The sequence below is a fragment of the Kitasatospora sp. NRRL B-11411 genome (assembly GCF_000721345.1).
Taxonomy (GTDB): domain Bacteria; phylum Actinomycetota; class Actinomycetes; order Streptomycetales; family Streptomycetaceae; genus Kitasatospora; species Kitasatospora cineracea.
In genome coordinates this window covers 1-19,599 of record NZ_JOGH01000016.1, presented here as the reverse complement: position 1 = coordinate 19,599, position 19,599 = coordinate 1, and the positions used below count along the sequence as shown (strand labels likewise).

16 protein-coding genes, 3 tRNA genes and 2 pseudogenes are annotated in these 19,599 nt (G+C 70.8%); 9 read left to right on the top strand and 12 right to left on the bottom strand.

Annotated elements, in window-relative coordinates:
- The first annotated feature begins 496 nt into the window (after positions 1–496).
- Complete coding sequence (locus IH44_RS0110590) at positions 497–685, top strand: helix-turn-helix domain-containing protein (RefSeq protein WP_030459204.1); 189 nt, start codon at positions 497–499, stop codon at positions 683–685.
- Positions 685–1,893 carry a site-specific integrase gene (locus IH44_RS0110585; RefSeq protein ID WP_030459203.1) on the top strand — a complete coding sequence of 403 codons (1,209 nt, stop codon included), beginning with the start codon at positions 685–687 and terminating at the stop codon, positions 1,891–1,893. Before IH44_RS0110590 ends, IH44_RS0110585 begins: the two co-directional genes overlap by 1 nt.
- Before the next feature lie 94 nt (positions 1,894–1,987).
- Here IH44_RS0110585 and IH44_RS0110580 read toward each other — a convergent pair whose 3' ends face one another.
- The 8 genes from IH44_RS0110580 to IH44_RS0110545 form a co-directional block, all read right to left on the bottom strand.
- The gene (locus IH44_RS0110580; protein ID WP_030459202.1) at positions 1,988–3,160 is read right to left on the bottom strand and encodes a Wadjet anti-phage system protein JetD domain-containing protein; all 1,173 of its coding nucleotides are present in this window, start codon (positions 3,158–3,160) and stop codon (positions 1,988–1,990) included.
- Positions 3,157–6,582: an ATP-binding protein gene (locus IH44_RS0110575; protein ID WP_051816743.1), complete on the bottom strand. Its 3,426-nt coding sequence runs from the start codon at positions 6,580–6,582 to the stop codon at positions 3,157–3,159. The genes IH44_RS0110580 and IH44_RS0110575 overlap by 4 nt, the downstream gene beginning before the upstream one ends.
- Positions 6,579–7,139 (bottom strand): DUF4194 domain-containing protein, encoded by a 561-nt coding sequence (locus IH44_RS0110570; RefSeq protein ID WP_232794891.1) that lies wholly within the window; start codon positions 7,137–7,139, stop codon positions 6,579–6,581. Before IH44_RS0110570 ends, IH44_RS0110575 begins: the two co-directional genes overlap by 4 nt.
- Before the next feature lie 23 nt (positions 7,140–7,162).
- Positions 7,163–8,632, bottom strand: a complete 1,470-nt coding sequence (locus IH44_RS0110565) for a DUF3375 domain-containing protein (RefSeq protein ID WP_035954658.1) — start codon at positions 8,630–8,632, stop codon at positions 7,163–7,165.
- A gap of 482 nt (positions 8,633–9,114) precedes the next feature.
- Positions 9,115–9,188 (bottom strand) — tRNA-Phe (locus IH44_RS0110560).
- Positions 9,189–9,215: 27 nt separating this feature from the next.
- Positions 9,216–9,289, bottom strand: a tRNA-Asp gene (locus IH44_RS0110555).
- A 42-nt stretch (positions 9,290–9,331) separates the two neighbouring features.
- Positions 9,332–9,404, bottom strand: a tRNA-Glu gene (locus tag IH44_RS0110550).
- A gap of 108 nt (positions 9,405–9,512) precedes the next feature.
- A complete protein-coding gene (locus IH44_RS0110545; RefSeq protein ID WP_030459198.1) occupies positions 9,513–9,854 on the bottom strand; it encodes a metallopeptidase family protein in 342 nt (113 codons plus the stop codon).
- A 94-nt stretch (positions 9,855–9,948) separates the two neighbouring features.
- Between IH44_RS0110545 and crcB (IH44_RS0110540) the strand changes: the two genes are divergently transcribed.
- From crcB (IH44_RS0110540) to IH44_RS0110520, 4 genes are all read left to right on the top strand, one after another.
- Positions 9,949–10,380, top strand: a complete 432-nt coding sequence (gene crcB / locus IH44_RS0110540) for a fluoride efflux transporter CrcB (protein WP_030459197.1) — start codon at positions 9,949–9,951, stop codon at positions 10,378–10,380.
- Positions 10,377–10,736 (top strand): fluoride efflux transporter CrcB, encoded by a 360-nt coding sequence (gene crcB, locus IH44_RS0110535; RefSeq protein ID WP_030459196.1) that lies wholly within the window; start codon positions 10,377–10,379, stop codon positions 10,734–10,736. The genes crcB (IH44_RS0110540) and crcB (IH44_RS0110535) overlap by 4 nt, the downstream gene beginning before the upstream one ends.
- 954 nt (positions 10,737–11,690) lie before the next feature.
- Positions 11,691–13,979: a DEAD/DEAH box helicase gene (locus IH44_RS0110525; RefSeq protein ID WP_030459194.1), complete on the top strand. Its 2,289-nt coding sequence runs from the start codon at positions 11,691–11,693 to the stop codon at positions 13,977–13,979.
- Positions 13,980–14,095: 116 nt separating this feature from the next.
- Complete coding sequence (locus IH44_RS0110520) at positions 14,096–14,914, top strand: TIGR02452 family protein (protein WP_030459193.1); 819 nt, start codon at positions 14,096–14,098, stop codon at positions 14,912–14,914.
- 23 nt (positions 14,915–14,937) lie between these two features.
- On the opposite strand, the gene IH44_RS0110515 is transcribed toward IH44_RS0110520, so the two are convergent.
- The 4 genes from IH44_RS0110515 to IH44_RS0110500 form a co-directional block, all read right to left on the bottom strand.
- The gene (locus IH44_RS0110515) at positions 14,938–15,237 is read right to left on the bottom strand and encodes a hypothetical protein (protein ID WP_030459192.1); all 300 of its coding nucleotides are present in this window, start codon (positions 15,235–15,237) and stop codon (positions 14,938–14,940) included.
- Between the two features lie 244 nt (positions 15,238–15,481).
- Complete coding sequence (locus IH44_RS0110510) at positions 15,482–16,417, bottom strand: phosphorothioated DNA-binding restriction endonuclease (protein WP_030459191.1); 936 nt, start codon at positions 16,415–16,417, stop codon at positions 15,482–15,484.
- On the bottom strand, positions 16,414–17,112 hold the full coding sequence (locus IH44_RS0110505) for a tyrosine-protein phosphatase (protein WP_030459190.1): 699 nt from the start codon (positions 17,110–17,112) through the stop codon (positions 16,414–16,416). The genes IH44_RS0110510 and IH44_RS0110505 overlap by 4 nt, the downstream gene beginning before the upstream one ends.
- Positions 17,113–17,246: 134 nt before the next feature.
- Positions 17,247–17,999 carry an SDR family oxidoreductase gene (locus tag IH44_RS0110500; protein WP_035954672.1) on the bottom strand — a complete coding sequence of 251 codons (753 nt, stop codon included), beginning with the start codon at positions 17,997–17,999 and terminating at the stop codon, positions 17,247–17,249.
- A 115-nt stretch (positions 18,000–18,114) separates the two neighbouring features.
- Between IH44_RS0110500 and IH44_RS0110495 the strand changes: the two genes are divergently transcribed.
- The 3 genes and pseudogenes from IH44_RS0110495 to IH44_RS47835 all read left to right on the top strand — a co-directional run.
- Positions 18,115–18,729 carry a transglutaminase family protein gene (locus IH44_RS0110495; RefSeq protein WP_051816742.1) on the top strand — a complete coding sequence of 205 codons (615 nt, stop codon included), beginning with the start codon at positions 18,115–18,117 and terminating at the stop codon, positions 18,727–18,729.
- Positions 18,730–18,927: 198 nt separating this feature from the next.
- Positions 18,928–19,110 (top strand): annotated as a pseudogene (locus IH44_RS47840) (DNA polymerase beta superfamily protein); the annotation flags it as partial.
- 218 nt (positions 19,111–19,328) lie between these two features.
- A pseudogene (locus tag IH44_RS47835) lies at positions 19,329–19,599 on the top strand (hypothetical protein); the annotation flags it as partial.

Here is a 19,599-nt window from a genome sequence, read left to right as displayed (position 1 = left end):
CCGCCAGCCACCGAGGAAGGAACCGCGTGCTGTCTACGCTCCGCCGTACCGCCGACCTGGCCCAAGTCGAGGCGGTCCCTGGCCGTCTTGCCGCTGCTGCCGTCGTGCTCGCTGCCGTCGCGGCCCACAGACCGATCTGACGGTCCATCAACGCTGTCGCCGGTGACTACTTCCCGGTGTCGCCTTCGGGCCGACAGCTTCTTCCCAGTCACCTGCCGTCCTGCATCGGGCCGGTTGGGACTTCTCCCCCTGCTCCCGGCAGAAGCGTCCGGTCGCCAAACCTTCGCCCTTGCCGGGCCAGATCCCTCAGCACCTGGGGCGCTCGCGCGCCCGTCAACAGAAGGGTCCTGTTCCTAGCATGACACTCCCGACCCCTACTTCGCCGAAGGTCCCGGCGAAGAAGCCCCCGCTGACCTCCGCCGAAGCCGCTGGCGCCCTCGGCGGTTCGGTCCTCGTCTCGATCCCCGTCGCCGCTCCGGCGGATGTGGCTGGCTCCATGGCCCCGCACGAGCAACTCCTGCTGACTATCCCGGACGTCATGGCCCAGCTCCAGCTCGGCCGCTCCACCGTCTACGACCTCATCCGCACCCGCCGTCTGCCCTCGGTGACCATCGGCCGTTCCCGCCGCGTCCCGGCTGCCGCCGTGCGTACGTTCGTCGCCGAGCTCGCGGAGGTGGCGGCCTGATGGCCAAGCGCAACCCCAACGGCGCGGGCAGCATCACCCTTCGCAAGGACGGCCGCTACCACGGCCGCGCGTACGTGATCACCACCTCCGGCCTCCGCAAGCGGGTCTCCATCTACGGCAAGACCTGGGACGAGGTCCACAACGCCCTCGTCGAGCTGCAGGCCGACGCTATCAACGGCATCCCGCTGCCCGACACCGACTCCAACGTCGGCCAGTACCTCAACTACTGGCTCGCCGAGGAGGTCCTGCCCAACCGCCGGCCCAAGACCTACCAGGGCTACGAGAGCGTGGTCCGCGTCCACCTCATACCCGGCCTCGGCACCAAGCGGCTGCGCGACCTGCGCGCCCAGGAGGTCCGCGTCTGGCTGAACCGGGTGCGCGCCGAGTGCCAGTGCTGCAAGGGCGGCTGGGACGCGCAGCGGCCCAAGCCGATCTGCTGTGCTGCAGGCGAGTGCTGCAAGCGGCTGCTGTCCGCGCGGATGATCCAGTCCGTGCACGCCGTGCTCCGCAACGCGCTGGAGCACGCCGTCCGAGAGGAGCTGATCCACAAGAACGTGGCCAAGCTCGTGAAGGTCCCCGCACCCGACTACCGGATCGGCAAGGGCCTGACCACCGCTCAGGCCAAGCTCGTGCTCAAGGAGCTGAGCGGCCACCGCCTGCACACCCTGTACGTGCTCGCGCTGATGCTCGGCCTGCGCCGGGGCGAACTGCTCGGCCTTCGCTGGAGCTCCGTCGACCTGGAGCGCGGCACCCTCACGGTGAGCACCAACCTCCAGCGGGTCGACGGCGAGCTGCGACTCGTCCTGCCCAAGACGCTGTCCTCCGAGCGCACCCTGCCGCTGCCCGCGCCGGTCCTCGCCGCCCTGGTGGACCACCGGGAGCGTCAGGCCGTCGAGCGCGCCGCCGCCGGCATGGACTGGCAGGAGAACGACCTCGTCTTCCCGTCCCGGATCGGCACCCCGTACGAGCCGGACAACCTGCGCCGCAGCTGGCACGCGGTCCGCGGTCGCCTGGGCCTGGACGACCTCCGCTTCCACGACCTCCGCCACACCTGCATCACCCTGCTGCTCGACCTCGGCGTGCCCCCGCACATCGTTCGGGAGATCGCCGGCCACAGCGACGTCGGCGTGACCATGAAGGTCTACGCGCACGCCTCCCTCGCCGAGCGCCTCAAGGCCCTGAGCCGCCTCGGGGAGGCGCTCTCCTAGACATACCCTGTGCCCGGCAGGACCCGTCAGCAGACGGGTCCTGCCGGGCACAGGGTCGGTCACGACCACTCCGGTGCAGGTCGGAGCGACTCCGTCACGGCCCCGCAAGAGCCCGTTCGACAGTGCTGATCGGGATGCGCTCCTGTTCGAGGCGAAGGCACGGCTGGTAGGTGCCCATTCGCAGATCCCGTTCCAGTTCGCTCTCGTCCGGCGTGAGATGGTCGGGCGTTTCGATGGTCTGGGTCTTCTCCTCGCCCCAGTGCGACTTGTGGGTCAACAGAGTGCTCCGATCCATGAGTAGCGATCGGGTGTGCGGGAAATGGCGGCGGACCTGGCTCAGGATGGCGAAGCCGTGCGTGTCGATGTCCCCCCAGTACCTGAGATCGACGTCGGCAAGCCACGGCAGATGGCGCAGGAGTGTGACGGCGTAGCCGGAGCCGAGGATGGCGATGGCATTCGGCACGGGAGGAAGCGACAGGTAGGTGATCTCGTTTTCGAGCACGAAGACGCGGCGGACGCCGGAGGGCTGGGCGGTCAGCTCATCGGCCCGAACGATGAGTTCGCTGAATGGGCCCGGCTGGTCGGCTAGGTAGCGCAGCCGTACATAGACGGGCTTGCTGAGGAAGCCGTAGCGCGCGGCGAAATCCGTCCTTGGCGCGTCGGCATTGATCCGGCTCGCGGGCAGGACGACGTCGAGGATCTCGCTGAGGAGCCCCTTGTTGGTCTCGATGAACTTGGTGTCGACGCCCGGGATGTCGATCTGCCGCAGGTAGATCGGGTTGGTGACGTGGTCGCGGATCCAGCAGACAGTGTCGACGACGCGCTGCCAGTGGGCATGGGCTTGGAGGACCTTCATGGGATGAGTGGCCATCCACTGGGCGAGGTCCTGATCGTGGTCGATTGCCCGGGAGTGAAGGGTGTGGAACAGGTCGACCTGCGTGTCGACGCTGAGAAGGGCCCAGAGGTTCTCGCGGGTGTCGATCCAGGCCCGGTCAGGGATGGTATTCGTCGGAGTGTTTCCGCGTCCTCTGACGGTCTTGGTCTGGATGCGCAGGTGGGGATGTCGGCTGGCGGCCCAGGACTGGGCCCAGGCCAGCGCCTTGTCGAAATGGCTGATGACGTCGGCTGCGGCAGGGCCTTTGAGTGGAATACGGATGGGCTCGAACGGAAGTCCTTGGGCGGCTTCGGTGAGGAACCGGCCGCCGTCCCATTTACGACGGAGTACTTCGACGACCTGGTCCGGGGTCGTCCACTGGGTTCGGGTCACTGCTGGGCCTCGGAGTGAGGAGCCGGCTGGCGGGACGATTTGTGGGCGCGGAACTCCTCGATGGTGAGCGTGGTCAGCCGCGAACGGATCTTGTCGGGACGGTCGACGTAGCCGACGCGCGTGACGTGGGGCTCGATGACGTGCAGCTTCTGCAAAGGGGTGACCACGAGGAGTTGGAGTCCGAGGCGGTGGAAGAGGTCCAAGGCGAAGTGGGCCGAGGCGTCGTCTCCCCGTCCGAACGCTTCGTCGATGACGACGAAGTGGAAGGTCTTGGGCTTCTTGGCCTGCGGGTCGATGCGGAACTGGTAGGCGAGCGAAGCGGCGAGGATGGTGTAGGCGAGCTTTTCCTTCTGCCCGCCGGACTTGCCGCCGGAGTCGGAGTAGACCTCGTGCTCGGCACCGTCGGCCCGGCTGTGCTCGCTCGCCGAAAAGGTGAACCAGCGACGTACGTCGGTGACGCGGGCCGTCCAGTCGGCGTCCATACGGGTGTGCTCCGGCCGGCCCTTGAAGCGGTCGAGGAGTCGCTTCACTTGAAGGAATTTCTCCTCGGTGTAAGCGTCGTCGGTCTCGGTGGCCAGCACATCGCTCGTGCACTCGCGAAGGCTCTGGCGGAAGTCGCGGATCTCCACATTGGTGGTGGGCGCGGCGTTGAGCCGGACGTACCGGCCGGGGTTGTAGTCGATGCCCGCCAGCGAGGTGTTGATGAGCTCGATACGCTCGCTGATCTCCTGTTCCTGCTTGAGGAGGTTGGCCTGGAAGGACGCGATGTCTCGAATGACGTTGGTGCGCAGGTACAGCAGGAACTGGGCCTCGAATCGCGGTAGGTCGTCGCTGACCAGTTGGCTGTGGAGCGCGCGATATCCGGCTGCGGACTCCAGGGAAGCGTCGAGATCGTTTGTGTACTGGGGGTAGGTGCTTCGGAATGCTGTCATCTTCGAGGTGGCCTGGCTCGCAGCGCGCCGAAGGGCGTCGCTTCGCCCATCGAGATCACGACTCAGCTTTGCCGGGGCCTCGGTCTCCGCCGTCTTCAGCAGGTCCAAGTGGACTTGTACGTCTGCGACCGGGGACGGCAGAAAGAGCCTCAGCGCGCTCTCGTGCTTGGCGACCGCTTCGACGTCGGCCCGTTCAATGAAACCCTCGGCCTGCTTCAGCTGAGATGCGACGTCCTCGCTGTCACGTCGAAGGCCACCAAGTGCCTCCAGGCCAGTGCGCACGAGCTTGTCGTAGTGGCTGATACTGGCGTTGGTGTCTTTCAGCTCGGCTGTGAGCCTGTCCAGGCCGGCCTCCGCCACAAGCGCCTTCTTCTGCGTCTCGGCCTGCTCAAGTTCAGTGACACACGCCTGCCAGTCGAGTTCAACGTACTCGCTGATGTTGGCGAGGAGCGTCACGGCCGAGCTGATCCTCTCGCGACCCTTCTGCTGTTCTTTCAGCTCTGCTGTGCGGGTGGTGATCGCCGCGCTCTCCTTGGTCAAGCTGGCCGCTTCCGCAAGGAGCGCCTCCAGCTTGGCCTGGTTGGACCAGCCGAGCACCCAGGAGCTGCGATCGTCGATGCGGGAGGCGTCGTTCTTCTCGTGGCGACCACCCCCGCCCTTGACCAGACCTTGCCTCGTGACCGCGGGGCGAGAGGAACGGGTGAATGTGTCCAGATCCGCAGCACACAGGTAGTCGGCTCGGTTCCGCAGTTGCATGGCGAGCCAGTCGTGGGCCCAGCAGTCGTCTTTGAGTTCGAGCTTGCCCAGAAGCAGGTCGCGATCGTTCGGCGGTTCCTGTGCCGGTGTGTGGGCCGGGACCTTGTAGTACACCAGCCGCAATCCCAGGTGTCTGCCGTTCACCCAGGCCGAGGCCTTCTCGTAGTGGACTTCGGGTACGAGGAGGGACAGGGCGAAGCCGCGCAGGACACGCTCAGCGGCGCCAGCCCATGCCGCCTCGTCATCGCGGACCTGGATGAGCTCACCGGCAAAGGGAAGTTCGTCGGCGACGACCTCAAGAGCGGCGGCGAGGTCCTGGCGCAGGCTCAGCAGCCGCGAGGGGATGCTGGAGCGCTGACTCTGCAGGCTGGTGATCTCCCTCCGGAGTTCCTGCGTTGCCGTGTTGTTCTTGTCTCGCTGCACGGCAAGGGCATCGAGTTCCTCGCGCGCTTGCTGCTCCTGCTGCTCGATCCGAGCTCGGACCTGGGCGATCTGGTCGGAGCGTTCACGGAACGACACCGCATCGATGACGGGTGCCAGGCTGGCTTGACCAAGCCAGCCGTCGTACTTGGAAGCCTGATCGCGACGCCGCTCGCGGTCGCGGCCAAGTTCCTTAATCCGGGCATCCAGTTCCACCAACTTCTCGCCGCCGGCGCCGTCGATGCGGCGGCGCAAGGTGTCAGCGGAGTCGCGGAGCCGCTCCAGTTCCGACTCACGGCCCGTCTGCTGATCGGCGAGCTCGGTGATCCGCGACTTCAGGTCCTGGCTGAGTAGATCCAGAAGCCGGCGTCGATGTTGGGCGAAGAACACCGGTAGGACCTCACGGCGCTGCTGCAGCATCGCGATGTCTCGCTGGATGCCGTCGCACCGCTCGCAGGCATCCACGATCGGCCCGAGCCCGTCGATCATCTCCCTGGCCCGGACCACCTCGGCGTGGCTGGCGGTCAGCGCGTCGAAGTGCGCGACGATCTTGTCGACCGCTGCTCGTGCGTCGAAGGGCTCGAGCATCCGGTCTCGCACGAACTCGTCGAGGCTCCCGACGGCCTTCATCGAGACCGTTTGGTGGAACAGGTCGAGAGCCTGATCACTGGGGATACCGAGGTTGCGACGCAGGGCCTTTCCGTACTGCGGGTAGTGACCATAGACCGTCGCCTTCCTCTGCTTCAGGCGTCGGCGCAGATCTGCGATGTCGGTGCCGAAGCCGGTGAAGTCGGCGTCGATGGACATCGGGGTGTCGGCCGTGACGTAGAACCGGTCGGGTTGCCCGGTGTTGGCGTCGGGAACCCAGAAGACCTGAGCGAGTGTGACGTGGGTATCGAGCACGTAGTTACTGAACACGCCAAGGATCACGCTGTACGAGGAGGCGTTGCGCAGCCCGACCGGACGGGTGCTGTTGGTCGCCTCGACCCGCTCGTTCTTGTAGTGGCCCAGCACGTACGAGCGCAGATCCCGCTCCTTCGCTTCGGCGCCTGCGGCCTTGTTGTACGCGATCTTGTGAGCTGGGAGCAGCAGGGTGGTCATCGCGTCCACCAGTGTCGACTTGCCGGATCCGACGCCGCCCGTCAACAGAGCGCTTCGCCCGTCGATGGTGAAAGACCAGATGCTGCGGTGGAACGTCCCCCAGTTCAGCACCTCCAGGCGGGTGAGCCGGAAGCCGGGGCCGATGCCGAGGGTGTCGTCGCTTGGACCTGACTGCTTCGGGATGAGGGGCAGTTCCGAGGAGATGAGGCTCATTCGTTGTCCTCCGGCGTCGCGATGGTGCTGCGGTAGGTGGCGAGCAGCTCGTTGAAGTCGTTGAGAACCTGGGCGTCCACGAGGGCCTTGATGTGGCGCCGTACCTCGAACAGGCCCGGCTGCTTGGTCTGACGGAGCACCTTGAGCTCGCACAACTTCTTGATGTTGCTGTCGATCTGGTCGACCAGGTGTGCCTCGTTGCTGCGAGGAGGAAGGAAACTACGGACCATTTCCACGAGGTCGTCACGAGTCAGAAGAAGACGGGGGTCCGATGAGGTGGCGTCGCTCTCCGCCAGTCGCCCACGCAGGAGGGCGAGCATCAAGCTGACGGGGAAAGAGAGCCGGTGGCGTGTCACCAACCGGGGTACGGCCGCGCCGTCATCGCGGGTATCCGGGTCGAGCTGGCGCGTGTAGGCATAGCCTTCGGCACGGTCGACCACGACGTCCAGGCCGATCACACGCAGGTAGTCACCGATGACTGCTTGGTGGGCTGTGAGCTGGTCCCAGATCGCGGGCACGTCGCTCTGGTAGAGCACGCCTGCCTTCAGCAGGTTCACGATGGGTACGGTCAGAGCGTCATTCATGCCTGCTCTACCTCTCCGGCGGTCACGCCGCCCTCGTTGAGCACGAACGTCACCTGCGGGACGGTGGCCATGGAGTGCCCTGGAGAGTGGACTCGCTCGTAGACCAGGTCGTGGGTGTGGCTGGGGTCGATCACGATGTCCAGGCCCACCTGGTCCAGTTGGAAGTACGCCAGCAGTTCCGCGAGTCCCAGGGTCAACGGGTACTTTTCGACGACGGTGGGCAGGTTCGCCTGACCACTCGGGCTGGCCTGGATCAGCTCCAGTACCTGCGCGACCAAGGCCTCGTGGTCCACATGGACGCCGGCAAACAGTTCGGAGACATCCACCTCCGAGTCATCGAACGCTTCGACGGCAGTGCTATCCAGCTCCACCCGTTCGACCGGCATGTACAGCCGGCGCTCCATCGGCAGAGCCAGCTCCACTCGGGGGACCTCCAGCTCGATGCCGGGAAGATCACTTCGGCCGTCGAGGGCTGCCACGTGGCGCTGCACAGAGCGAACCAGCGCCACGACCCTGCGGTCCTCCTCGCGGCCATGGTCGGCCAGGAATCGGCGGATCTGCTCGGTGAGCTGCCGCACTGTGTCCTGAGTGCTCTCCGCCGCTTCCAGCCATGCGAATGGGATCTTCAGCAGGTTCCTGTTGGCTCTGCCGCCCAACTGCGGCAACTGGTGTACCTGTTCCAGGAGGCCTCGTAGCTCTTCCTGGCGTTGAGGGGAGAGGAGGTGATCGAAGAACGCCTGGAAGCTGCGGCCCTGATCGGATTCGGCGATCATCTCCCGGTCCATGAGGAATGAGGCCAGGAGCTCGCCCTTGCTTCCCTCCGCGGTTGCCACGTCCTGACGAAGCCGCCGATCCAGTTCCCTCAGATTCGCCTCGACCTCCCGGAAGTCCCGCAGCAACTCGACCGCCGTGTTTTCGACCTGCTGGTAGCGGTCCAGCAGGGCCACCGGGGACAGAAGATCGACTTCGCCCGCGAGGAGCTGCGCGATCTGCTCATCGATCCGATCACGTTCGCGACGGAGTTCGTCGATACGCGCCTGCGGATCGGTCTCGGTGCCGAATGTCATCTGCCGCAGCAGGGCGACGATGGTGCTCAGCCGTGACTCGGTGCCGATGAAGGAACGAGCGGGCAACCCCCGGACCCAGGCGACGGCCTTCTCCAGGGCGCTGGTCGCGTCGAAATGGGCCTCGTCCTCGTCGGGCGGGTAGTACTTACGCAGCCAGCCACTGTTGGTCCACTCCGTCAGATATGCGGCGGCAGGGCGTGGGAATGAGCCCATTCCCCGTTCGTTGAGGTCATACAGCTGATCGTCCAGGCGGGAGACCAGCACGTTCTCGGGTACGCCTCGCACGTTCTCATCGACGAAGACCGTGCCGCAGAACCCCAGCACCAGCGGGGCGTTCTCCGCCCGCAGCAGCCGCCATGCCGGATGGTCGAGTAGACCAGTGACGTCATCGAATTCCATGCAAGCCCCACCCTGGATCGCACGCGTTCGGCACGCCCGCCTACGGAAGGCGGGCAGCGCCCACCTTAGAAGGGGCCACCGACAAAAAGCAGAAAGCGAATATATTTTCGAATTCATGCCACTGGGGGTGAACGCGGCATTCTGAACGGGAGCGCGTGTTCGCGGTTCTCTCGGTCGGCTGCAGCCGTGACCCGTTTGCCCTGGTCGCAGGCGAGGGATGGTTTCTGCTCTTGCACCCTGCCTGCTCCGGGATTGGCCGGACTCGGGCTGGAGGCGTGTGTGCCTCCGGGGATGCCGACGGCGGGGCCCTGGCGGACCCCGGATGTGATGCACATCACTTGATGTCGATCATCGGATGCCCGAGGACGAGCGGCCCGGGTTCGCCGCGATTCGGGGCCGTTGGCGTCAGCGTTGGCGTCAACCGGCACGAAAATGCCCCCGAAGCGAGCTGCTTCGAGGGCATCGTGCCTGGTCAGGCTATGTGGCCAGGGCCGGGGTCGAACCGGCGACCTTCCGCTTTTCAGGCGGACGCTCGTACCAACTGAGCTACCTGGCCGTACTGCACCGCCTCTTGCGAGACGAGCGATCCCGACGGGACTTGAACCCGCGACCTCCACCTTGACAGGGTGGCGAGCTAACCAACTGCTCCACGGGACCTCGTGCGGATTGCTCCGCACAGGACCTTACTGCGGTACTGCGTACCCCCAACGGGATTCGAACCCGTGCTACCGCCTTGAAAGGGCGGCGTCCTGGGCCACTAGACGATGAGGGCTTGCGGCCCTTCCGGCCGGATCATCCGGCGTTCGGGGACGTCGAGAAGCATATGGGATGCCGGGCGGGAACGCCAAAACGGTTTCGGGGGGTCGGCGCGGCGGGGGGTTCAGGACCAGCCGAGGTCGTGGAGTTCGTCGTCGTCGAAGCCGAAGTGGTGGGCGACCTCGTGGATCACGGTGGTGCGGACTTCCTCGACGGCCTGCTCGCGGGTGTCGCAGTGGCGGAGGGTCGGGCCCATGTAGACCATGATCCGGTCGGGGAGGACGCCGGCGTACCACTCGCCGCGCTCGGTGAGCGGGATGCCCTCGTAGAGGCCGAGCAGGTCGGGGGTGGCGGGGTCGGGTTCGTCCTCGACGAAGACCGCGACGTTGTCCATCATCGCGGCCAGCTTCGGCGGAATCTGGTCCAGCGCGTCGGACACCAGCGCCTCGAACTCGTCCCGGGTCATCTCCACGTGCCCCATTGTCGGAGTTCCGCTGACGGGGCGCCAGGGCATCCACGCGGTGGCGGGGCGCGGGTCGGCGGGTGCTTGACTGGGCGGCATGACGACGAGGGAGCCGGTGCTGCGCGGGCAGGGCCGGGTGGTGGCCGCGGTCTCCGCGGGCGGGGTGCTCGGGGCGAGCGCCCGGTACGGGGCCGGGCTGCTGTGGCCGACGGCGAAGGACGCGTTCCCGTGGACCACGCTGCTGGTCAACACCGTGGGCTGCGCGGTGATCGGGGTGGTGCTGGTGGCGCTCACCGAGGGGCGGCGCCGGCCGCACCCGCTGCTGCGGCCGTTCCTGGCCACCGGGATCCTCGGCGGGTTCACCACCTTCTCGACGTACGCGGTGGACGCGCAGCAGCTGCTTGACCACGGGCTGCCCGGCAAGGCGCTGCTCTACCTGGGCGGGACGCTGCTGGCCGCGCTGGCCGCGGTGTGGGGGGCCGCGAGCGCGACCCGGGCGGTGCTGCTGGGGCGGGAGGCGGCGGCGTGAACTGGCTGCTGGTGGTGGCGGGCGCGGCGGTCGGCGCCCCGCTGCGGTACCTGACGGACCGGGCGGTGCACTCCCGGGTCGGCTTCGGGTTCCCGTGGGGCACGCTCACCGTCAACGTCTGCGGCTGCGCGCTGCTCGGCCTGCTCACGGCGGTCGCCCCGGCGGACGTCCGGCTGCTGCTCGGGACGGGGCTGTGCGGGGCGCTCACCACGTACTCGACGTTCTCGTTCGAGACCCTGAAGCTGGCCCAGAACGCCTCCCGCGGAGCGGCGTTGGCGAACGTCGGACTGTCGCTGGGCGCCGGGTTGGCGGCGGTGTACGCGGGGGCGGGGATCGGGCACGCGGTCTGGGGGTGAGGCGCCCGCGGGGGAGCGCGGGCGTGCGCGGGGGCGAGGGGCGCGGGGACGGGGTCGGGAGCCGGTGGGGTGGTACCCGTGTCCCGGCGGGGCGGCCGCGCGTTGGGCACCGGGAACGGTGGCGGTCCCCGGGCGGGCCGTGCGGGAGGTGGCTCGATGGTGGCGGGTTGGTCGGTGCGGCGGACGGCGGCGGGTTCGGTGGCGGCGGCGCTGGCCGTGCTCGGGCTGGGCGGCTGCATGTCGGTGGGGGCGGACGTCCCGGGCGGGAAGCCGGAGGTGCGGCCGTCGGGGACGGGGGCGGCGGCGAGCGTCCGGCCCGGGGGCGGGCAGGGGCCGCGGCAGACCGTCCAGCACGGGGAGCACGGCGGGGCGTTGAGCCTTGACGGGGCGTCACCCGGGGCGTCGTCGGCCGCGGGGGCGCCCGCGCCGGGGTCCACGCCGCCGCCGGTGTCGGAGGGGGTGCCGAACGCGCCGGTGCAGGTGCCGGCCGGCCCGGTCGGCAGCGCGGCCCCGTCGCGGACGGCGAGCCCGCCGGCCTCGGTGCCGCCCAGCCGGCCCGCCGGTGGCGGCAGCGGCGGCAGTGGGGGGAGCGAGGGGAGCGGGGGCGGGGCGTCGGCCTCGCCGAGCCCGCAGGGCAGCCCGTCGGTGCCCGCGCACTCGCCGGCGCCGTCGGCCACGCCGAGCGGTTCGGGGTCGGAGGGTCCCAGCGAGTCGCCGTCGGCGCACTGAGCGGCCGGGCCGGGCCTTCGTTCGAGGTGCTGACCAGGGGATTTGCCTCTGATCCCCAGGCTCCCCTATGGTGGTAGATCGTTCGTTTGATCCTATTTGGCTGGCGCTCCTCATACACCTTTGAGCGCCCTTGGCGCGTTCCGGCGATCCGTGGCTGACCGCATAGAGGCGGTTTTTCAACAGACCCACCGGACTTTGGCGCGTGCCACTTCCGGAAGGTTTTGCATGTCTCTCGTTGACGACGCCCGCTTCGCCATGCCCGCGAACGGGTCCGACGCCGCCGACACCGACTCCCTCGACACCGACACCCTGGACGCGGAGCTCGCCGAGCTCACCGACGCCGACACCGACGCCGAGTTCGACGCGGACACCGCCGCCGACGCCGACGCCGAGCCCACCATCACCTTCGGTGACCTGGGCCTGCACGACGACGTGGTCCGGGCGCTCGCCAAGCGCGGCGTCACCACCCCGTTCCCGATCCAGGCCGCGACCATCCCGGACGCGCTGTCTGGCAAGGACGTGCTGGGCCGCGGCCGCACCGGCTCCGGCAAGACCCTGAGCTTCGGCCTGCCGCTGCTGACCCGCCTCGCCGACGGCGAGCGCACCAAGGCCAAGCACCCGCGCGGCCTGATCCTGGTCCCGACCCGCGAGCTGGCCATGCAGGTCGCCGACGCGCTGGAGCCGTTCGGCTCGGTGCTCGGCCTGCGCCTGAAGGTGGTCTGCGGCGGCACCTCGATGTCGAACCAGATCTACGCGCTGGAGCGCGGCGTCGACGTCCTGGTCGCCACCCCCGGCCGCCTGCGCGACCTGATCAACCGCGGCTCCGCCAAGATGGACGAGGTCGAGATCGCCGTCCTCGACGAGGCCGACCAGATGGCCGACATGGGCTTCCTGCCCGAGGTCACCGAGATCCTCGACCTGGTGCCGGCCGGCGGCCAGCGCCTGCTGTTCTCCGCCACCCTGGAGAACGAGATCGACACCCTGGTCAAGCGCTACCTGAAGAACCCGGTCACCCACGAGGTCGACCCGTCGGCCGGCGCGGTCACCACCATGACCCACCACATCCTGGTCGTGAAGCCCAAGGACAAGGCGCCGATCACCAGCGCGATCGCCGCCCGCAAGGGCCGCACCATCATCTTCGTCCGCACCCAGATGGGCGCGGACCGGGTCGCCCAGCAGCTGGTGGAGTCCGGCGTGAAGGCCGACGCGCTGCACGGCGGCATGACCCAGGGCGCCCGTACCCGCGTCCTCGGCGACTTCAAGGACGGCTACCTGAACGTGGTCGTCGCCACCGACGTCGCCGCCCGCGGCATCCACGTCGACGGCATCGACCTGGTGCTGAACGTCGACCCGGCCGGCGACCACAAGGACTACCTGCACCGCTCCGGCCGCACCGCGCGGGCCGGCCGCTCCGGCACCGTCGTCACCCTGGTGCTGCCGCACCAGCGCCGCGGCGTGTTCCGGCTGATGGAGGACGCGGGCGTGGACGCCTCGCGCCACATCCTCGACCACGCCTTCGACGCCGAGGTCGCCAAGATCACCGGCGCCCGCTCGCTGGTCGAGGTCCAGGCCGAGAGCGCGTCCGGCATCGCCGGCGCCGCCGAGCGCGAGGTCGCCGAGCTCACCCGTGAGCTGGAGCGCGCCCAGCGCCGCGCCAACGAGCTGCGCGAGGAGGCCGACCGCCTGGCCGCCCGCGCCGCCCGTGAGCGTGCCGAGCTGGGCATCGAGGACGAGGAGCCGGCCGCCGAGGCCGACGCCGAGACCCCCGTCGCCGCCGCCGTGGCCGTCGAGGCCGAGCAGCCGGTGACCGAGGAGCGCGCCCCGTCCTACCGCGAGGCCCGCAGCGAGCGCCCGGCGTACAACAACCGGGACCGCGGCGAGCGTGGCGGTTTCAACCGTGACGACCGTGGTGGTCGTTCGTTCGGCGGTGACCGTGAGCGCGGTGGCTTCAACCGTGATGACCGTGGTGGTCGTTCGTTCGGTGGCGACCGTGAGCGTGGCGGTTTCAACCGCGATGACCGCGGCGGCCGCTCCTTCGGCGGTGACCGTGAGCGTGGCGGTTTCAACCGTGACGACCGTGGTGGTCGTTCGTTCGGTGGCGACCGTGAGCGCGGTGGCTTCAACCGGGACGACCGCGGCGGCCGCTCCTTCGGTGGCGACCGTCCGGCCCGCTCCTTCGGCGACCGGGACCGTGGCGAGCGCGGTGGCTTCAACCGTGACGACCGTGGTGGCCGCTCCTTCGGTGGTGACCGTGAGCGTGGCGGTTTCAACCGTGACGACCGCGGCGGCCGCTCCTTCGGCGACCGGGACCGCGGCCAGGCCGGTGGCGGCAGCCGTCCGTTCGCGCGGCGCGACGACCACCGCTCCGGTGGGCGCCCGCAGGGCGGTGGCTTCAACCGTGACGACCGTGGTGGCCGCTCCTTCGGTGGCGACCGTGAGCGCGGCGGCTTCAACCGCGACGACCGCGGCGGCTTCAACGGCGGCGGCGACCGCAAGCCGCGCTGGAAGAACTGACGCTCCGCAGGCAGCCTGAACCGGGCCCGCTCCACTTCGGTGGGGCGGGCCCGGCCGCGTTTCCGGGGGCCGAAAATCACTGGTGGGGGCGGGAGTTGGGGATTAGCGTCCCGGGCATGAGCAGCAGGCAGAAGGCCGTGGCCACGCAGAACGAGCAGATCGCCGACCAGGGCGAGTACCGGAGCCCGGGCGGGGCGGTGGTGCGGATCGCCGAGGAGCTGGCCGCGGCCCGGGCCGGGACGGTCTCGTACCCGCCGGACGCGGAGTTCGGGCCCGGCCCGGGCCCGCTGGCCGCCGGGGCGGTGGTCGAGGTGACCGGCGAGGGCAGCATGCAGGCGGCCCGGCGGCTGGTCGCCGACGGCGGGCGGGGCGTCGCGGTGCTCAACTTCGCGTCCGCGCGCAACCCCGGCGGCGGCTACCTGCGCGGGGCGAAGGCCCAGGAGGAGGACGTCTGCCGCTCCGCGCTGCTGTACCGCTGCCTGATCGAGGCCCCCGACTACTACGAGGCGCACCGGGCCTCCACCGACCTGCGCTACAGCCACCGGGTGATCTGGTCGCCGGACGTGCCGGTGCTCCGGGACGACCGGGGCGAACTGCTCGAACGCACCCACCGGGTCGGCTTCCTCACCTCGCCCGCGCCCAACGCGGGCCAGCTGGCGCTGCGTTCGCCCGGCCGTCCGCTCGACCTCGGCCCGGTGCTGGCCGAACGGGCCCGGCGGGTGCTGGCCGTCGCCGCCCGGCACGGCGCGCGGGAGCTGGTGCTGGGCGCCTGGGGCTGCGGCGTGTTCCGCAACGACCCGGCGGAGGTGGCGGACGCCTTCGGGCAGGCCCTGGACGAGTGGGGCGGGGCCTTCGACCGGGTGGTGTTCGCGGTCTGGGACCGCAGCGAGCCCTCCGCGAACCGGACGGCCTTCGCGGCGCGCTTCGGGAGCTGAACCGGGCCCCGCCCGCCGCCCGTTCAGTCGCCGGTGGTCAGCGCGGACGCGGCGGCCACCACGCCCGCCACCGTCAGCACGGCCGGCCAGGCGCCGATCTTCTTCGCCAGCGGGTGCGAGCCGCCGAACGCGGCCAGGTACAGCGCGGTCAGCCCCGCCGCGGCGGGCGCACCCGAACGCCGCCCCCAGCGCACCGCAGCCGTCGCCCCGGCCGCCGCCAGCACGGCCCCGCCCCACTCCCGCCGCCCACTGAACCGGGCGGTCGCGTACCCGCCGATCAGCCCGGTGGCGGCGACGGCGGCGGTGGCGGGGAAACGGGCCATGGGACGGACTCCTTCACGACGGATCACGGCGGGTGGCGGTGGGGCGACGGGCGATGGGGCGGTGGGGCTGTGGGGCGGTGAGCGGTGGGGCGGTGGACGGCGGGTAGCGGACCGGGCGTTCCGGCGGGGCGCCGGTGGGCGCGCCGGTGGGCGCACTGCCCACGGTAACGCTCCTAACGAGCCGCCCACCGGACGGGGAACGGCGGTTGGGACACTCGGGCGGCGTCGGACGGGGCGGGCGCGGTCAGTGCCGGAAGACGTGCTCGGTGTGCCAGGCGACGTACTGCGGGGCGAGCCGGTGCCCGGGGTCGGCGGGGAGCCGGACCGGGAGGCCCGCGAGAGCGGTGACCGCGGGGCCCCGGTGGTCACCGGTGTGGGTGAAGTGCGGCGAGACCATGATCGTCAGGTGTTCGGTCAGCCCGAGCACGCCCTGGTCGAACAGGGCGTGGTGCAGGGCGCACAGGGCGATGCCGTTCTGCACCACGTCCGGCCCGCCGTCGGCGTGGGCGTGGACGTGGGCGGCCTCCACGCCCACCGGGGCCGGACCGATCCGGCCGCTGAACCCGCAGACGGCGCAGGCGTTCCCGTACAGCGGGAGGACCGCGCGGGCGAACCGGCTGTCGCGGACCCGCCGGGTCTCCTGCCGGTACCGGGGCTCGGCGGGCGGCAGGGCGTCCCGGACGGACTGCTCCAGGGTGCTGCCGGTGCCGGGGTCACTGTCGCTGCCGGTGTCGCTGCCGATCGCCTCGGCGAGCAGCAGGGTGCGGACCCGGTCCAGGACGCGCCGGTCGCCCAGCAGTTCCTCGACCGCCGGGCGCAGGCGGCCGCGGGCGCCCAGGTCGAGCAGTCGGCGGTGGCTCGCCTGCTCCGGCAGCGGCTGGGAGAACGCGTCGGTGGCCGCCCACAGTTCGGCCTCCAGCAGCCGGAACGGCAGGGCGGCGCGTTCGTCGTCGGGGGTCGAGACGGCAGCGGTGTACTGGGCGATCAGCCGGCCGACCGGCTCCGCGACCTCCTCGTACCGGGTCTCGCTGTTGCCGGACGCGGCGAACCGGTCGACCAGCCAGAGCAGCAGCAGCGGCTTGTGCGGGGCGCGACCGCCCCCGCGCAGGCCGGACCGGTTCAACGTGCGCAGGGCGGCCAGCAGTTCGGGTTCGGTGAGCGGCTGGTGGAGCGTCGTCACGCCGGGCCCAGGGTGCGGAGGGTGGTGAGGTCGGGGTCGGTGGCGCCGTGGTTGCGGAGGTAGGCGGTGAGGGAGCCGTGGCGGGTGGTGGCGTGGTCGAGGGCGGCGTGCAGGTGGGTGGCTTCGACGGGGCGGGAGAGGCGTTCGACTCCGGCGGCGTCGGTGTAGGGGACGGGGCCGCGGTCGAGGCCGAGGCCGGCGTTGGAGCGGAGGAAGTCGGCGGTGACGGCGTCGAGCGGGAGGCCGGCCAGGGTCTGCAGGACGGCGATGGTCAGGCCGGTGCGGTCCTTGCCGACGGCGCAGTGCACCAGCAGCGGGGCGCCGGTGGCCAGGGCGCGGACGGCGGCGGCGAGGGCGATGCCGCCGGTCTCGGCCATGAACGGGTAGAGCGCGGCCTGGTCCTCGGGCCAGAGCCGGTCGGTGGTGGCCGGGTCGGGCAGCATCGGCAGGTGCAGGTAGTCGACGCCGTCGGGCAGGCGGTCCGGGTACTGGGCGACCTCGGGGGTGCTGCGCAGGTCCAGGACGGTGCGGATGCCGAGTTCCGCGAAGCGCCGCAGGCCCTCGTCGGTGAGGTGGTTGAGGGTGGCCGAGCGGTAGAGCAGCCCGGGGCGGTAGACGCCGGCCCCGGCGTCGCGGAGGTTGGGGACGTCGGGGATGTCGAGGAACGGCGCGGCGGCGATCTCGGTCTCGGTCATGCGCTCCACGGTAGGGGCAGGGGCCGACGCCGGGCCGGGGCGTTCACCGAACCGGTACCGGAGCGGGCTGGTACCGGTTCGGCGGCGGGGTGGGTGGGCGGTGGGGTGGCCCGGCGGTGGGACGGGTGGTGCGGTCAGCGGCCGCCGGCCGCGTCCAGGAAGGCGCCGGTGACGTACGAGGCGGCGGGGGAGAGCAGGTAGAGGATCGCCTCGGCGATCTCCTCGGGCTGTCCGCCGCGCCCCATCGGGAGGTTGGGGCCGATCCGGTCGACCCGGCCGGGCTCGCCGCCCAGGGCGTGGATGCCGGTGTGGATCAAGCCCGGGCGGACGGCGTTGACCCGGATGCCCTCGGCCGCGACCTCCAGCGACAGCCCGGTGGTCATCGAGTCCAGCGCGCCCTTGGACGCCGCGTAGTCGACGTACTCGTTCGGCGAACCCAGCCGGGACGCCGCCGAGCCGACGTTGACGATCGCCCCGCCCCGGCCGCCGTACCGGGTGGACATCCGGCGCACCGCCGCGGCCGCGCACAGGAACGGGCCGGTGATGTTGGCCGCCCAGATCCGGTTCAGCCGGTCCTCGTCGAGTTCGTCCAGCCGGCTCTGCTGCTCCAGCGTGCCCGCGTTGTTCACCAGCGCGGTGAGGGTGCCGAGTTCGCGGTCGACGGTGTCGAACAGCGCGGTCACCCCGGCGGTGTGCGAGACGTCCGCGCGGACGGCGATCGCGGTGCCGCCCGCGGAGCGGATCCGCGCCACCACGGCGTCCGCCGACTCCTGGTCGCTGCGGTAGTTGACGCACACCTTGTAGCCGCGTCCGGCGGCGAGCAGCGCGGTGGCCGCGCCGATGCCGCGACCGCCGCCGGTGACCACCAGCACCTCGTCCTGCGCCATGTCCTGCTGGGTCATGCCGACCGCTCCTTCGTCCACGACGGTGTTGCCGCCGACGCTATCCCACCGGGTGAAACCCCTTTGCGGGCCGTGCAGTCGGCGGTCGAGCATCGCTGCCATGGACCTCTCCGTCTCCCCCCACGGCCCGCTGCGCACCGACCGGCCGGACCTGGCCGCCTACCTCGCCGCCGACGCCGTCGTCGACCACGACCACCCCGCGATCGTCGCCCTCGCCGCCGAACTGCGGCGGGCCGACCCGGTGCGGACCGCCGAGGCGGTGTTCGAGCACGTCCGGGACCGGATCGACCACTCGGCGGACGTCGGCCACTGGTCGGCCGCCTACCGGGCCTCCGACGTGCTCGCCGCCGGCAACGCGATCTGCCACGGCAAGTCGCACCTGCTCGCCGCCCTGCTGCGCGCCAACGGCATCCCGGCCGGCCTGTGCTACCAGAAGCTCGACGTGCTGCACGGGCTCAACGGCGTTCTGCTGCCCGGCAGTTCGTGGTGGGTCCGGCTGGACGGCCGGGGCAACCGGAACGGCGCGGACGGGCACTTCGCCACCACCCCCGCCGAGGAGCGGCCCGCCTGGGCCAACGACCCGGCACGCGGCGAGCACCACTACACCACCGTGTACGCGACGCCGCCGCGGGAACTGCTGGACGGCCTGCGCGACGGTGTGCCGGGGTCGGTCGGGTACGGCTACCTGCCGCTCGAACTGCCGGACGGGGACTGAGGGTTCGGTGCGCGTGGGGGACGTGGGGGAGGGGCGGGGCGGTCGGCGGGTGGAAATCGTTCGCGCGGGCGGGGCGCGGCGGGCGAGACTGCGGGGGCGGTCCTTTCCCGGCCGCTCCTGACCGTTCCGGGGCTGCTTCCGGCCGATCCGGTCCACTTCCGCCCGTACCCGTCCGCGCCCGCCGAGGAGGCGTCGCCCGTGAACGTCCTGCTCTCCGGCATCGTCGGCTCCACCGCGTACGGGCTGGCGCACGCCGGCTCCGACCTCGACCGGCTCGGGCTGTTCGCGGCGCCCACCGTGGCCTTCCACGGCCTGCACCGGCCCGTCGAGTCGCACGTCACCACCGCCCCGGACCGGACGTTGCACGAGGCCGCCAAGTGGTGCCGGCTGGCGCTCAACGGCAACCCGACCGCCACCGAACTCGTCTGGCTGCCGGGGGAGTTGTACGAGGTGCGGACGCAGCTTGGCGAGGAGCTGATCGGGCTGCGGGCGCCGCCCGCGACCGCACCGATCCGGCGGGCCGGGCCAGGGCCGCCAAGCACGCCCGGCACCTGGTCCGGCTGGTCCGCCAGGGCGTCGGCCTGCACGAGACCGGACAGTTGGAGATCCGGCTCCCCGATCCCGAGCACGTCCGCGCCCTCGGCGAGCGCTACGCCGACCGCCCCGAGGACGCCACCGCCCTGCTCGCCGACGCCGCGGCCCGCTTCGACCGCCCCGGCACCCTGCCCGCGGCCCCTACCTGGGCTACGCCGACCAGCAGTGGCGCAAGCCCGCCGCCCGCGACCGCACCGATCCGGCGGGCCGGGCCAGGGCCGCCAAGCACGCCCGGCACCTGGTCCGGCTGGTCCGCCAGGGCGTCGGCCTGCACGA

Bases quoted from the DNA above. Each gene is read 5' to 3' on its own strand.
- IH44_RS0110590 (WP_030459204.1), top strand. From the start codon at position 497: ATGGCCCCGCACGAGCAACTCCTGCTGACTATCCCGGACGTCATGGCC.
- IH44_RS0110585 (WP_030459203.1), top strand. From the start codon at position 685: ATGGCCAAGCGCAACCCCAACGGCGCGGGCAGCATCACCCTTCGCAAG.
- IH44_RS0110575 (WP_051816743.1), bottom strand. From the start codon at position 6,582: ATGAGCCTCATCTCCTCGGAACTGCCCCTCATCCCGAAGCAGTCAGGT.
- IH44_RS0110565 (WP_035954658.1), bottom strand. From the start codon at position 8,632: ATGGAATTCGATGACGTCACTGGTCTACTCGACCATCCGGCATGGCGG.
- IH44_RS0110545 (WP_030459198.1), bottom strand. From the start codon at position 9,854: ATGACCCGGGACGAGTTCGAGGCGCTGGTGTCCGACGCGCTGGACCAG.
- crcB (WP_030459197.1), top strand. From the start codon at position 9,949: ATGACGACGAGGGAGCCGGTGCTGCGCGGGCAGGGCCGGGTGGTGGCC.
- IH44_RS0110525 (WP_030459194.1), top strand. From the start codon at position 11,691: ATGTCTCTCGTTGACGACGCCCGCTTCGCCATGCCCGCGAACGGGTCC.
- IH44_RS0110520 (WP_030459193.1), top strand. From the start codon at position 14,096: ATGAGCAGCAGGCAGAAGGCCGTGGCCACGCAGAACGAGCAGATCGCC.
- IH44_RS0110515 (WP_030459192.1), bottom strand. From the start codon at position 15,237: ATGGCCCGTTTCCCCGCCACCGCCGCCGTCGCCGCCACCGGGCTGATC.
- IH44_RS0110505 (WP_030459190.1), bottom strand. From the start codon at position 17,112: ATGACCGAGACCGAGATCGCCGCCGCGCCGTTCCTCGACATCCCCGAC.
- IH44_RS0110500 (WP_035954672.1), bottom strand. From the start codon at position 17,999: ATGGCGCAGGACGAGGTGCTGGTGGTCACCGGCGGCGGTCGCGGCATC.
- IH44_RS0110495 (WP_051816742.1), top strand. From the start codon at position 18,115: ATGGACCTCTCCGTCTCCCCCCACGGCCCGCTGCGCACCGACCGGCCG.